The following is a 13,669-nucleotide window of genomic DNA, read 5'->3' as shown; positions in this document are numbered from 1 at the left end:
CCACCGCCGTGCCCGCGAGGGCCCGGAACGCGTCCGCCGTTCAAGGCCCCCGTGCATCATGTCAGCGCACCCGGAGGGCGTCGGCGATGACCACCGAGCCCGCGGCCTGCCAGCGGCTCAGCTGCACCTTGTTCCAGCCAGCGCTGAAGTTGTACGTGCCCAGCTGCACCCACTTGCCGCCGTTGGCCTGCTGGTTCGCGGTCGCCGTGCCCAGGTTGTTGCCGGCCGCGTCGAAGGCGATGAACGCCGCAGAAGTGGAGCGGTTCGTGCCCGCCACCCACCAGCCGTCAATCGTGCGCGTCTGCGCGGTGGGCAGGTAGAACCAGAACGTGGCCGGCGCGGAGACGGCCTCCGTCGCCGCGAAGTAGTAGCCGCTGCCGTAGTAGCCGGCGCTGGAGCCCGCGGTCCACGCGCCCGTCAGCTCGAAGCGCGCCTTGGCGGCGTCGTTGTTCGCGCTGTTGCTGTCGATGATGATCTCACCGGTCGGCGTCGTGGCGCCGCAGTAGCTGTTGATCTTGCTGATGTACGACGACCACGGCCAGTTGGGACCCGGGTCCGTGCGCGTCGCCGGCTGCAACCGGCCGTGCGCCACGATGTGGTAGCTGTCCTTCACGATGGCGTTGTCGCGCGCGATGTCGCACGACAGCTTCGCGGACGCGTCAATCTGCCCGGCCGGGAAGGACGTCTGGCTGGCGTAGCCCCCGTGCTCGATGCCGATGGTGAAGTGGTTGGCCGACACGCCGTTGAGCCAGGTCTCCCTGCCGCCGTTGAGTGACGCGTCGTACGTCGCGCCAATGTGCCACCCGCGGCTGGCCTCACGCACCAGCTGGGAGACCTCGCTGCCGCTCTCGTTCACCACGTAGTGCGCGCTCACGCCCGAGGCGCTGTTGGTGAGCCAGCTCCAGCAGGACGAGTAGCTGCCCTCGCAGGTGTGGATGATGATCATCGACGGGTCGCCCGTGCTGCCGGCGGGGCGCGCGTTGTAGTTGGGCGACGGGCGCCACACGGCCACGCCGTAGTCCGGGCCCGCCGCCATGGCGCGCACCTGGGGACGCGCGAACTTCGCCTCCACCTGCACGGGCTCCAGCGACGCGGCCACCGAGCCGTCCTGGTTGAGCGCCACCGCGCCCTGGTTCAGCACCGCGTACACGCCGCGGTGCACGTGCTCCGCCTGCGCCTCCGGGTTGGTGATGCCGCTCAGCTGGGCCACCACCGGCGCCCACGCCGCCAGGTCCCCGCGCTCCACGTTCGCGTCCGTGGCCAGCTGGGACAGCCGCGCCGCGCCCGCGCGCAGGTTGGACAGCGCGTCCGTGCGCGCCGCATCCACCGTCACGCCCGCCAGCGCCGCGCCCTTCTCCAGGTCCTCACCGCGCAGGGCCATCAGGCCGGACGCGGGCTGCTGGCCCGGGAACTCCGCCTCGCCCAGCACCATCTGCCAGCGCGTCTCCGCGTAGGAGACCGCCTTGAGCAGCTCCGCCGGGACGTTGAACTCCTGCGCGGCCTGCGCGAACAGCGGATCCAGCTCACGCGGCAGCGTGCTGCCAGCCGTTTCCGGGGACGGCTGCGACGGCGTCTCCGCCGGAGGGGCCTCCGGGTTCTGCGGCTGGGCCTGGGGGCCACACGCGGACAGCACCAGGGCCGCGGCGGCCGCCGCGAAGGGATTGCGGAAGGTTGACATGAGGGGGCTCCAAAAGTCGGGGGAGGAACTCCACGGCCCGTCCCCGCTTTCCCACGGAGACGGCTGGAGCCGCCTTCACAGCACCATGCGTGCCAGACCCCCTCCGCCCATCACCTTCGTCCAGTTTTCTTCCGCGACCGGTACATGCATGCTCCACTCCCTCCGAAGCGCGCGCCGTTCCTTGTGACTTCAAACACCTGAAATCACGGAATTGCCTACATCGCTGGACCTGCCGTTTACACGCGGAGTCCGGCATGGCGCATGGATGTCTCACTGCCGTGTTTCAGGACATCCCTAGCGTAACGTTTTGTTACGCCATTTCTTGTATTAATCACTATTTGAACCCTTGGCGGACGGGTGAAGGAAGGCCGTCCGGGCGGCGGGCGCGCGGGAAGGGCCGACACGCGGCCAGGGCATCCGCTATGACGCGGGCATCATGCGGCTCTTCGGTATTGGCGACACGCACCTGCCGTCCACCCGGCAGAAGGACATGCACCGCTTCGGCTGGACGGACCACCCGCTGCCCCTGCAGCGCGCGTGGGATGAGCGGGTGCGGCCGGAGGACGCGGTCATCGTCGCGGGGGACATCTCCTGGGCCACCCGCCCCCACGAGGTGATGGAGGACCTGGCGTGGCTGGACGCGCGGCCGGGGCGCAAGGTGCTGGTGCGCGGCAACCACGACTACTGGTGGGGCGACTCCGCGTCCAAGCTGCGCAAGCTGCTGGAGCCCTTCCGCACGCTGGAGGGCTTCCTCCACAACAACGCGGTGGTGCTGGGGCCGTGGGTCATCGCCGGCACGCGGCTGTGGACCGCGCCGGAGGCTCCGCCCATGCCCGGCGGGGAGATGGGCGACGAGCAGGGGGATTCCGGCTACGTGGAGCGCGAGACGCGCCGGCTCTCCACGTCACTGGAGGACGCGCGCAAGAAGGAGGCGGCCCACCCCACGCCGCTCACCCGCATCGTGGCGGTGCACTTCCCGCCCGTGTACGCGAACGAGCGCGCCACTGCCTTCAGCGCCCCCATTGAAGCGTTCGCGCCCAAGGTCTGCGTGTACGGCCACCTGCACTCGAGCGGCATCCCCGCGGGCTTCACCGGTGAGCGGGGGGGCGTGCGCTACGTGCTCGCGTCGTGCGACGCGGCCGGCTTCGCGCCGGTGCTGCTGGACGAGCGCTGAACCGGACCTGTCAGGTCAGGGTGCTTTGTCGACAGGGGGAAGCAGGCCGTTAAGCTGCCCCCGGGTTCGCCTGTGAACCAAGGAGTGGAAGTCATGCCGTCGGACAAGGCCGAACTCGCCGCCCGGATCGCGGTCCTCCAGTCGGGGGACTCCATCCGTGGGCTCATCTTCAAGTCCGTCTTCGGCCTGGTGCAGCAGCACGCGGGCGCGAACGGCATGGAGACGCTGCGCGTGGGGGAGCTGAACCACGACTACGCGGAGCTGCGCTCGTACCCGGCGCGGGAGTTCCTCACGCTGCTGTTCCACGCGGCGGACCTGCTGGAGGGCGCGCTCGGCCCCCAGGACGCGGTGTTCCACGCGTGCGGCGAGGTGAGCATCACCCGCTACTCCACGGGACCCGGGATGCTGGTGTTCGGCATCATCTCCCGGGGGGATCCACAGAAGCTCTTCGCGGGCGCGCAGATGGCGTACAGCGCGGCGGTGTCCTACGGCAACCGCGAGTACCTCACGACGGGCCCCAAGTCCGGCACCCTGCGCATGCGCCGGGACATGATGCCGCCCGCGTACCACGTGGGCATCCTCACCGGTTCGCTCAAGGTGCTGGGGCTGACGGGCAAGGCCACCGCGAAGCCGCAGGGCATCGACCGCGTGGACTACGACATCGAGTGGACCTGAAGCGGGACGCGGGGCCGCGCGTCACCTCAAGCCTCAAGGACCCACGGCCCTTCAGTCGACGCGGGTGTAGGTCACGTCCAGCTGCGCCACCACGCGCTCGCCCACGGAGGCCGTGCAGGCGAAGGTGTGGTCCGCGCCGCGCACGCGGGTGCGGCGCGCGCCGAACACCACCGTCTGGCCCGCGTAGGCCAGGCTGTCCGCGGACAGCTTCACGTCCTTGGCCACGAAGCGCGCCTCGCCGTTGCGCTCCAGGTTGCGGCCCAGCGTGGTCGCCATGCGCGTCATGCCGCCCGCGACGACGGCCACCGGCATCACCGGGTGCATGGCGAAGTGGCCCTTGCACAGCTCCGGGGTGACGATGAGCGACGAGCGCAGCACGTCGCCGTCCGTCTGGAAGTCCTGGAGGTCCAGCGGCTTGCTGTACGGGTTCTGCCGCAGCTTCGCCCACTCCTCCGGGGTGCGCGTCACGGTCTCCGCGGGGCGCGGCTCGCGGCGCATCTCCTGGCGCGCCTCGCCGAACAGGCGCGTGAAGGCGGCGGCGGACAGCACGTTGTAGTCCACCTCCAGCCGGAACAGCGGCGTGCCGTCCGACGAGGAGAGCAGCGTGCGCGCCGTGCAGGTGCGCTTGCCCGTGTACTCCGCCTGCGCCAGCGCCCAGAGCATGTCCGTGGCGCGCTCCTGCGCGGACGGCTGCAGCCACTGACCGCGCGCGGCGCTCGCCAGGTAGAAGTGCTGCCCGTCCTTGGGCGCCACCAGCGCCGCGCCGCACGAGCCCAGGATGGCCAGGTGCCGGCCCGCCTCGCCCAGGCCCAGCGGCATCGCCTCCGCGTCCGGCGCCATCTGCACCGGCACGCGCGCCACCACCTCACCCGGCAGCACCGTCACGTCCTTCAGCGCGAAGTACGGATCGCGCACGCAGATGCGCGGGTACAGCTCCTGCGCGCTCAGCACCGTGTACGGCGCCGCGTCCGACAGCGGCATCCGGGGCTCGGCCATCCACGGCATGACGGACTTCACCGGGGAGACCGGGGACGACGACACGGGAGCGGAGGAGATGGCCTGGAGCACGGTAGTGACCTCGTTTCGGACGCCGGGTGCCGGGGGACACCTGGCCGCAGGGTAACCAAGTTCTATTGCGCTGGGACAGTACTTTTCTCTGCCCCGCGAAAAGATTCTCGATTCATCGACGGAAGTGTTGCGTCCCTGCCGTATTTTTATGTCTGAACCGGAAAAAACGGGCGGGGGCGGTGCAATTTGAAGCAGGCAAGCCCCTGCGTAAAGGGCTGCATTGCGACCACTGCTGGGCACCGCTGGGTCATATTCACCCCTCCCCCGAGAACGGTACGCATGTGTTTTCAATGGGTTACGAGGCGGAATAAACCTCAAGCCCGGTAAAACACGTGCATTACAGGGGGAGTAGCCTTTCTACTCCTGGAGTGAAGTCCGGATGCGGCAGGGGCCGGATTACAGCTCCACCTGACTTCCCAGCTCCACCACGCGGTTGGGGGGAATGCGGAAGTAGGCGGTGGCGCTGCGGGCGTTGCGGCTCATCCAGGTGAAGAGGGCCTCGCGCCAGGCGGCCATGCCGGGCTTCTTGGTGGGGATGAGCGTTTCGCGGCCCAGGAAGAAGCTGGTGCCCATGAGCTGGAACTGGAGGCCCTTCTCCCGGCAGCGCTTGAGGATGTCCGGGATGCTGGGGTTCTCCATGAAGCCGTAGCGGGCGACGACGCGCACGAAGCCCTGTTCCATGGGCTCCACCTCCACGCGTTCACCGGCCACGACGTGGGGAATCTCCTCCGGGATGATGGTGAGCAGCACCACCTGCTCGTGCAGCACCTTGTTGTGCTTGAGGTTGTGCAGGAGCGCGGGCGGGGTGCCTTCCGGGTTGCCCGTCATGAAGATGGCGGTGCCGGGCACGCGCACCGGCGGGTGGTCCCCGAAGCTGCCCAGCAGGTCCTTGAGGCTCAAGCTGGCCGCGCGCAGCTTGCCGGCGAGGATTTCCCGGCCGCGCTTCCAGGTGGTCATCAGCGTGAAGATGCAGACGGCGAGCAGCAGCGGGAACCAGCCGCCGTCGGGAATCTTGGCCGAGTTGGCGCCGAAGAAGGCCAGGTCCACCAGCATGAACACGCTGGCGATGGGCAGGGCCACGGCGCGGCGGACGCCCCAGCGCTCGCGGGCCACGACGTAGGCCAGCATGGTGGTGATGCCCATGGTCGTCGTCACCGCGATGCCGTACGCGGCCGCCAGCCGGCTGGAGGAGCCGAAGCCCAGCACCAGCGCGATGACGCCCACCAGCAGCGCTCCGTTGAGGCCGGGCAGGTAGATCTGCCCCATCTCCTCCGCGGACGTGTGCACCACCTCCATGCGCGGGCTGTAGCCCAGCTGCATCGCCTGCCGGGTGGTGGAGAAGGAGCCGGAGATGAGGGCCTGGGACGCGATGACCGCGGCGGCCGTGGACAGTGCGACCAGCGGGTACAGGGCCCAGCTCGGGGCCAGGAGGAAGAAGGGGTTCCTGGCGGCCTCCGCGTGGCGCAAGAGCAGCGCGCCCTGGCCCAGGTAGTTGAGCACCAGCGACGGCAGCACCAGCATGAACCAGGCGCGCCGGATGGGCCCCGCGCCGAAGTGGCCCATGTCCGCGTAGAGCGCCTCGCCGCCCGTCACCACCAGGATGACGGCGCCCAGCACCAGGAAGCCGTGCCACCCGTTCTCGATGAAGAAGTGCGCGCCGTGCAGGGGTGACAGCGACCAGAGCACGGAGGGGTTGTGCACGAGCTCCTTCACGCCCAGCACCGCCAGCGTCAGGAACCACAGGGTCATGAGCGGGCCGAACACCGCGCCGATGCCCGCCGTGCCCTTGCGCTGCACCATGAACAGCAGCAGCAGGATGACCAGCGAGATGGGAATCACGTACGGCTCGAAGACGGGGGTGGCCACGCTCAGGCCCTCCACCGCGCTGAGCACGGAGATGGCCGGGGTGATGACGCCGTCGCCGTAGATGAGCGCCGCGCCGAAGAGGCCCAGGGTGATGAGCACCGGCCGGGCGCGGTGCGACTGGCCCCGGGGCCGCTGCATCGCCAGCGCCATCAGCGCGAGGATGCCGCCCTCGCCCCGGTTGTCCGCGCGCATCACGAAGATGAGGTACTTCACCGACACCACGATGATGAGCGACCACACGATGAGCGACAGCACGCCCAGGACGTTGGCCGGCGTCGGGGTGACGCCGTGCACGCCGGTGAAGCATTCGCGCAGCGCGTAGAGCGGACTGGTGCCGATGTCTCCGTAGACGATGCCCAGCGCGCTCAGGGCCAGCATCGCGGTGCGTTTGGGAGAGTCCGGCCCTTCCGAGGGGGAGGCCGGTGAGGATTCCGAGGGTGCGTTCACGGCCCCCGCTTTAGCCGAACCCGGGCCCGCCGCAACCGAAGCCGTGCCACTCCTTTGGTTTCCAACCGCTTGGGGTGTTCCCATGTGCGCGCCAGGGCACCCTGCCCCCGAGGGTGCCGGGCCGCGGAACGAGGCGCGTGCCCGCCACCAACGCTTCAGGGGGGTGGTTGTCGAGCATCCACAGAAATCCGGGTTGGCGGGACCTGGGACGCAGAGCGCGCCGGGCGCGTGCGTGTTCCCATGGTGGATGCAACGGGGGGAGTCGCATGACGATGGTCGCAACCAGGCTGGAGGAAGCGCGGCAGTACGGGGCGCGGCTTCCGGAGATTGAAGAGCGGCTGGCGCTGCTGGCGGAGGCCTCGCGGGTGCTGGCGGACGCGTCGCTGGAGCCTCCCGCGGTGATGGAGCGGCTGTGCGGGCTGGTGGTGCCGCTGCTCGGCTCCGCGTGCGCGCTGCGGCTGCTGTCGGAGGACGGGCTGTGGCTGCGCACGGTGGCGTCCGCGGCGGCGGTGCCGGAGGCGCGCGTGCGGCTGCAGGCGCTGTTCTGCCAGCGCGTGCGCGCGGACGAGGGCGTGGCGGCGGAGGTGCTGGACTCAGGCGAGGCGCAGGGCGTGGAGGCGGTGCTGGTGCTGCCGCTGCGGGCGCGCGGACGGGCACTGGGGACGCTGACGGTGTGGCGGGAGGCGCCGGAGCCCGCGTCGTTCGAATCCGGGGAGCAGCTGCTGCTCCAGGAATTGGCGGACCGGGCGGCGCTGGCACTGGACGTGGCGCGGGCGTACGCGTCGGAGCGGCAGGCCCGGCAGGCGGCGGAGGTGGCGGCGGGGAGGCTCGCGCGGCTGCAGCACGTCACCGCGGAGCTGTCGGAGGCGCTCACCGCGGCGCGCGTGGCGGAGGTGGTGCTGGAGCAGGGGCTGGCGGTGGCGGACGCCAGGGCCGGGGCGCTGTGGGCCGTGGAGCCGGACGCGACGAGCGCCACGCTCTTGCGCTGCGCGGGCTGCACGCCGGACGCGGCGGAGCGGCTGAAGCGGATGTCCCTGGAGGGGGACTCGCCGGTGGCGCGGGTGCTGCGCGAGTCGCGGCCGGTGTGGCTGATGGCGGAGGACGCGCTGGCGGGGACGGAGCGGCCAGCGCCCTCGTCCGCGTGTCTGCCATTGGTGGCGGACGGGCGGGCGCTGGGGGCGCTGGTGTTCACCTTCGGCCTGCCGCACGGGTTCGACGACGACGAGCGGGCCTTCCTCCAGCTGGTGGCGCACCACGCGGCGCAGGCGCTGGCGCGGGCGCGGCTCCTGGAGCGCGAGCAGCGGGCACGGGCGGCGCTGCGCGAGGCGCACGGGACGCTGGAGGCCATCATCCAGGCGAGCCCCACGGCCATCATGCTGTTGGACCCCGACGGCACGGTGCGGCTGTGGAATCCGGCCGCGGAGCGGATGCTGGGGTGGACTGCGGAGGAGGTGTTGGGGAAGGTGCTGCCGGCGGTGCCGCCGGAGCACTGGGAGGCGTTCCGCCACGGCCTGGAGCGCGCCACGCGGGGCACGGTGCTGGACGGGGCGCCCCTGGCGGCACGGCGGCGCGACGGCGGCGCGGTGCAGGTGGCCATGTGGACGGGGCGCGTGCACCCGGCGAGCGGCCCGCCGCAGTGCCTGATCGTGATGGTGGACATCACCGAGCGCCAGCGCGGCGAGGCGGCGCAGCGCTTCCTGGCGGAGGCCGGAGGGGTGCTGGCGGGGAGCCTGGAGGAGGAGGAGACGCTGGAGCGCGTGGCGCACCTGGCGGTGCCGCAGTACGCGGAGGCCTGCGGCGTGTTCCTGGAGGACGAATCCGGCGGCGTGCGCTGCGTGGCCACGGCGGGCGGCAGTGAGAACGGAGAGGTGCCACCTCCGGGGCTCGCGGTGGTGGCGCGGGTCATCCAGTCCGGGAGGCCGGAGACGCGCTCGGGGCTGTCGGAGGGTGACCCGACGTGCGCGCGGGCGGGCGGGACGTGCGCGTACCTGTGCGTGCCGCTGCGCGTGCGGGGGCACACGCTGGGGGCGCTGACGTTCGTCACGTCGAAGCGGGCGTACGACGCGCAGGACCTGGCGCTGGCGCAGGAGCTGGCGCGGCGGGCGGCGCTGGCGCTCGACAACGCGAGCCTCTACCGGGACGCGCGTCAGGCCATCCGCCTGCGCGAGGAGTTCCTGTCCATCGCGAGCCATGAACTGAAGACGCCCATCAGCGCGCTGCAGCTCCAGGTGCAGAGCCTGCTGGCGGGGCTGAACCGGTCGGGGGCGGGCTTCGACCTGGAGAGGCTCAAGCGCGGCCTGGAGCGGGTGGACCGGCAGGTGAAGCGGCAGACGCTGCTGGTGAACGACCTGCTGGACGTGTCGCGCTTAAGCGCGGGGAAGCTGGAGCTGGTGCTCCAGTCCGTGGAGCTGGGGAGCCTGGTGCGGGAGGTGGCGGAGCGCTTCGAACCGGAGTACGCGCGCTCGGGGACGCCGCTGGAGCTGTCACTGGCGCCGGAGGTGCGCGGCCAGTGGGACCGGCTGCGGTTGGATCAGGTCTTCACGAACCTGTTCTCCAACGCGCTGAAGTACGGGCGGGGCAACCCGGTGCACGTGTCGCTGGAGATGGAAGGAGACCGCGCGCGGCTGCGGGTGCGCGACGGCGGCATCGGCATCGCGAAGGAGCACCTGCCGCGCCTGTTCCACCGCTTCGAGCGCGCGGTGTCCGAGCGCAACTACGGCGGCTTCGGGCTGGGGCTGTGGATCGCCCGGCAGATTGTCGAGGCGATGGGCGGCCACATCGAGGTGGAGAGCGTGCTGGGCGAGGGCTCCACGTTCATCGTGGAGCTGCCGCGCGGTTAGCGGTGGAAGGCGGGGAGCCCCTCCGCGATGAAGCCGCAGCCCCGCTGGGCTTCGCGCCGGTGGATGGCGTGGCAGCGCTGGGGGGCGGCGCAGTCGGTGTCGAGGGAGCAGGGCTGGTAGCAGTAGCCGCTGGTCTCGTCGCAGGTGAGGCCCTTCGCGCAAGGGGCCGTGGCGTCACAGCGGGTGCGGCACTCGAAGGCCTCTGTTTCGAGGGAGGGCTCGGCGAAGCCGCGCAGGCAGTCCTGGTTCGCGGCGCAGGGCGCGGCGTCCAGACAGGCGGGGCCCACGAAGGGGCGGCAGATGGGGACCTCGCCCGCGTAGTCCGTCTCGCAGCGTTCGCCCTGGGGACAGGCGCGGTCGCGGCAGCTGGGGACGCACGCGCCGACGACACGGTAGGGATTGGGAGCGCACTCGGTGCCTGGGGCACAGGCGTTCGCGTCGTGAACGTTGCACGGCGGGCCGCAGAACTCGTGGACGCAGAGGAGCCCCGGCGCGCATTGGCCTTCGGGCTCCCGGGAGTAGCCCGTGCACCGCTCCCCGGCGCGCAGCGTTCCGAGCGGCACGCAGCGGCGGAGGACCTGGCCCGAGGCGGAGGTGTCCACGGGCTGGCAGGTATCGGAAGGGGTGCAGTCCGACGCGTCGTCGCAGAAGCGGTGCAGGGGCTGGCAGTCGCGGAAGCCGAAGTCCGGGTGGTGCGCGCAGACGGTGTCCGCGGGGCACGCGGCGTCCGCGTCGCAGCGGTCCGCGCAGACGAGCGAGCCCCGGGTGTCGGCGTGGCAGTGGGAGGGGACGTTCGTCAGCCGGATGCCGTTGCTCAGCACGACGACGTCGGGAGGTTCGCTCGCGGCGCTGTCCGGGTCGTCACCGGATTCGAAGCTCAAGTGGACCGGGTCGTCCGACAGGTCCGCCTGCGCGGTGAGGTCCGGCCCGGGCCACGCGAGCCACACTCCCGTGCCCACCGCGGTGATGAACGCGGTGAAGGCGATGAGGAGGCAGAGCGCGCGGGAAGTCACTGGCCGAGCACCTGTCGCATCCACCGCTGACTCTCCTCATCCCGGGTCACGAGTCCGTCGAAGCGACCCGCGCGCAGCATCTCCACCAGGGCCGTGTCCCGGGCGATGAGCCCTGCCGCCGCGAAGGGGAACGTCGCGGTCGAGCACCTGCCCGGGACGAAGTCAGGATCCTCCGGAAGCAGCTCCATGAACCGGGCAAGCTGGTTGAGCAGCCAGTCCACGCTGGAAGCCACCGGCACCACCAACAATTCCTCTTGCATGTCGATGTAGACCACGGGCTGGACTCCGCGAGCATCCGCCAGCCCCGGCACGACGCCGTAGTAGTACGCGAGGTTCGAAACCTGCCCGAAGAGAACGCATGAAGGAAAGGGAGCCTGTCCCCTGCCCCGCAGCCATGCGTTCACGTCCAGGACGCCATCCGGGCCGAAGCCAGGGCGGTACAGCTCGATGTCGCCCAGCGTGGCTCGGCCCGCCTGCGAATAGAGACCGGCGAGGATGGGATCAAGCGGATGCCCCAACAGCGTTGAGCCAGGACGGGGGGCATCGGCCGATGGCGGCTCCACGCTGACCCGGAAGCCATGGCGACGGCAGGCCTCCGTCAGCCTCATCCATCCCGTTCCTTCCGCATCCAGTCCCACCATGCGAACGCGCCTCCTGAACCGTCAGGACCTACAACCCCAGCACGGCCACGACTTCCTTCAGCGCGGCCTTCTCCGCGGAGGCCAGTGCAGCTCCTGACTTCGACGGATCGTACAGGACGTGAAACCACCGTCCGAAGTGCTTGTGCGTGATGCGAGCGATTTCCTCCACCTCTTTCGCGGAGGCGTGCTTCGCGTTCGTTCGCACGAAGGTCCAGACCGAGTTGACGCTCGAATGGACTTCCCGAGCCATGCCCACCAGGTTCTCCGCCGCGTTGATGCTGCGGGTGGGAAACAGATGGGCATGCTCGATGGGCACCAGATGGTGCACCTGATACGTCCCCAGGAGGTCCTTCCCCAGGGCTTGAGCCAACCGGGGCTGATGCACTTCGAAGTACTCCTGCCGGGCCCACTCCCGAAGCTTGTCCTTCGAGTATTTGTCTGTGATGGGCGCCCGGAGCCGGTGCTCCATGTCCTTCAGCAATGATTGGAGCTCGGCCCGCTCCCCGGCCTTGAGCGCCATCAGCCCCTCCGCCTCCGCCTTCATCCAGATGCGCTGGAGGGCCTCACGTTCGGCGGGGGGCGTCCGGATGAGCACCGTGCGGAACCACTGCGCTGCCTTCGCCCCTCCCTTGCCGAGCACCGCAGCCACCGTCGGCGCGACGGCCTCCATCGCCCCGAGCGCCCCCTTCGCGATGAAGCCTCCCACGTACCAGTACGCGAGCTGCTCGAAGGACCACACTCCCGCGCGGCGCGCGCTGTCCTCCACCTCCTGACGCCAGTGCCGGAGGATGTCCTCCTGCATCGCCCGGTACTCCCTGGCGATGTCCTCCATCCCCTCGGAAGGCGCCGTGGGTTCGAGCGTCGTCGCCGCCACCACCCTCCAGCGCGGTTCGGCTTCACCGCGCACGTGCCTTCCTTCCAGCTCCACCTCGACCGTGCGGCTTCCCACCGCGTTCGCGAAGGGCAACAAAGCCTGCACCACCGGCATGCGGAGATCCGCGCTCCCGGGAGCGCTCCTCCGGCCCGAACCCTCCTGGACCTCGAAGACTCCCAGCTCCACCTCCTGAAGCAATCGCAGGCCTTCGAACTGAAGCCTCGCCCGCTCGTGCACCCGGCCCTCCCACGGGACACGGGACGCGGGCAGCAGCTGCCGAGCCACGGTCAACGCATCGGACACCCGGGGCTCGGACGCACCCGGCAGGGCTTCCGCCACCGTTCGCGCATGGACCGCGACCGGGCCACGGACCGTCTCCAGGTCGAAGCGCCAGCGCTCCGGCCCACGCTTCAGCGTGAAGCGCAGACGTCTGGGTTTCACGCCCGCCAGCGTGGACAGGCTCCGCGTCAGCTCGCGGGAGAACCCGCTCCACTCCACGGTCCCACCGGCGCCCTGGCCCACGCCCACCGACGTGCGCCGGAACGACAACAACGTCAGCGCACCGCCGTGCACCTGGTAGTCGAAGGTCCACACCTCGCCCGGAGCTCCGCGCGCACCGGCGACCTCCCAGAGCTCCCGCACCACCCGTGCCGCTTCCGCCTGCCGGGCGCGCTCACCGCCCACGGGCGAGACGCGCTCCAGCGCCCCATCCCGCGTGAACCCGAGGCCCGCGCGCTCGGCCGGAGTGTCATTCCCCGACGCCCCCTCCGGGGACTCTCCCTCGAAGGGACCATCGCTCGCGCACGCGGTCAGCGCGAGCATCCAAAGAAGTCCCAGCACCGGCGGTATCCGGTGCCAGGACCTCACTCCAAATGAAGCGGGACGCGCCATGGCGCCCCGAGCCTATGGGGAAACTACAGCGCCAGGAGCAGCAGGGACGCCTGCTCCGCGGGCGAGGCCGCGAGGAAGGCGTCTGGCAGCGTGATGACCGTGGGCGGCATGAACGAGCGGTCGCAGCTGCGCTTTCCTTCGTAGGTGCGGCCCGCTTCCTTCGCCTTCAGCCGGTACGTGCAGTCGCGCACGTACACCGTCAGCTCCTGCGGCGACAGCGTCAGCGTGACAGGACGGCCTTGGAAGCCGCCTTTCGCCTTCACCGCGTCGCCTTCCTTCTTCACGTCCAGGTTCACCACCGAGGACCCGATGTTGCCCTTCACCTTCTCGTCCTCCAGCTTCAGCGTCACCGGCATGTCCGCCACGCGGCCGCGCAGCTCGCCGGGAAGACGCGACACCTGGAACTCGGGGCCCGTGACGTTGTCCGGCGTCATCCGCAGGTTGAACTGCGTGCGCGCGACGCTGAACGAAAGCTGGTCCAGGTCGGAGGACGCCCACGCGC

Annotated in this window: 10 protein-coding genes; 3 read left to right on the top strand and 7 right to left on the bottom strand. The window is 70.6% G+C overall.

Annotation, left to right across the window (positions count from 1 at the left end):
- Positions 1–61: 61 nt before the first annotated feature.
- Positions 62–1,678 carry a golvesin C-terminal-like domain-containing protein gene (locus D7W81_RS09155; protein ID WP_120554954.1) on the bottom strand — a complete coding sequence of 539 codons (1,617 nt, stop codon included), beginning with the start codon at positions 1,676–1,678 and terminating at the stop codon, positions 62–64.
- A 436-nt stretch (positions 1,679–2,114) separates the two neighbouring features.
- Between D7W81_RS09155 and D7W81_RS09150 the strand changes: the two genes are divergently transcribed.
- The gene (locus D7W81_RS09150) at positions 2,115–2,852 is read left to right on the top strand and encodes a metallophosphoesterase (protein WP_120554953.1); all 738 of its coding nucleotides are present in this window, start codon (positions 2,115–2,117) and stop codon (positions 2,850–2,852) included.
- A 93-nt stretch (positions 2,853–2,945) separates the two neighbouring features.
- Positions 2,946–3,527, top strand: coding sequence for a DUF2378 family protein (locus D7W81_RS09145; RefSeq protein WP_120554952.1), 582 nt, complete (start codon positions 2,946–2,948; stop codon positions 3,525–3,527).
- Positions 3,528–3,578: 51 nt separating this feature from the next.
- Here the strand turns inward: D7W81_RS09145 and D7W81_RS09140 are convergent, their stop codons facing one another.
- Together D7W81_RS09140 and D7W81_RS09135 are read right to left on the bottom strand one after the other, a co-directional pair.
- Positions 3,579–4,595 carry a hotdog family protein gene (locus D7W81_RS09140; protein ID WP_120554951.1) on the bottom strand — a complete coding sequence of 339 codons (1,017 nt, stop codon included), beginning with the start codon at positions 4,593–4,595 and terminating at the stop codon, positions 3,579–3,581.
- A 396-nt stretch (positions 4,596–4,991) separates the two neighbouring features.
- Entirely contained in the window at positions 4,992–6,992 is a 2,001-nt protein-coding gene (locus D7W81_RS09135; protein ID WP_438503353.1) for a potassium transporter Kup, read from the bottom strand.
- Positions 6,993–7,174: 182 nt separating this feature from the next.
- Here D7W81_RS09135 and D7W81_RS44055 point away from each other — a divergent pair, with 182 nt between their 5' ends.
- Positions 7,175–9,748, top strand: coding sequence for a GAF domain-containing protein (locus D7W81_RS44055; RefSeq protein WP_120554949.1), 2,574 nt, complete (start codon positions 7,175–7,177; stop codon positions 9,746–9,748).
- On the opposite strand, the gene D7W81_RS09125 is transcribed toward D7W81_RS44055, so the two are convergent.
- The 4 genes from D7W81_RS09125 to D7W81_RS09110 all read right to left on the bottom strand — a co-directional run.
- Entirely contained in the window at positions 9,745–10,761 is a 1,017-nt protein-coding gene (locus tag D7W81_RS09125) for a hypothetical protein (protein ID WP_120554948.1), read from the bottom strand. The two genes, D7W81_RS44055 and D7W81_RS09125, sit on opposite strands and share 4 nt — an antisense overlap.
- Positions 10,758–11,369 (bottom strand): hypothetical protein, encoded by a 612-nt coding sequence (locus tag D7W81_RS09120; protein ID WP_120554947.1) that lies wholly within the window; start codon positions 11,367–11,369, stop codon positions 10,758–10,760. Before D7W81_RS09120 ends, D7W81_RS09125 begins: the two co-directional genes overlap by 4 nt.
- Positions 11,370–11,430: 61 nt before the next feature.
- Positions 11,431–13,116, bottom strand: a complete 1,686-nt coding sequence (locus tag D7W81_RS09115; protein ID WP_147445398.1) for a hypothetical protein — start codon at positions 13,114–13,116, stop codon at positions 11,431–11,433.
- A gap of 74 nt (positions 13,117–13,190) precedes the next feature.
- The coding region (locus tag D7W81_RS09110) for a hypothetical protein (protein ID WP_120554945.1) at positions 13,191–13,669 on the bottom strand (479 nt) is incomplete at its 5' end.

Source organism: Corallococcus aberystwythensis (assembly GCF_003612165.1).
GTDB lineage: Bacteria > Myxococcota > Myxococcia > Myxococcales > Myxococcaceae > Corallococcus > Corallococcus aberystwythensis.
Note: the sequence above shows the minus strand (reverse complement) of the source record. Positions and strands in the feature narration are given on the sequence as shown.

What these genes read in the sequence shown, in the direction of transcription:
- D7W81_RS09155 (WP_120554954.1), bottom strand. Translation starts at nt 1,678, where the DNA reads ATGTCAACCTTCCGCAATCCCTTCGCGGCGGCCGCCGCGGCCCTGGTG.
- D7W81_RS09150 (WP_120554953.1), top strand. Translation starts at nt 2,115, where the DNA reads ATGCGGCTCTTCGGTATTGGCGACACGCACCTGCCGTCCACCCGGCAG.
- D7W81_RS09145 (WP_120554952.1), top strand. Translation starts at nt 2,946, where the DNA reads ATGCCGTCGGACAAGGCCGAACTCGCCGCCCGGATCGCGGTCCTCCAG.
- D7W81_RS09135 (WP_438503353.1), bottom strand. Translation starts at nt 6,992, where the DNA reads ATGGGAACACCCCAAGCGGTTGGAAACCAAAGGAGTGGCACGGCTTCG.
- D7W81_RS44055 (WP_120554949.1), top strand. Translation starts at nt 7,175, where the DNA reads ATGACGATGGTCGCAACCAGGCTGGAGGAAGCGCGGCAGTACGGGGCG.
- D7W81_RS09120 (WP_120554947.1), bottom strand. Translation starts at nt 11,369, where the DNA reads ATGAGGCTGACGGAGGCCTGCCGTCGCCATGGCTTCCGGGTCAGCGTG.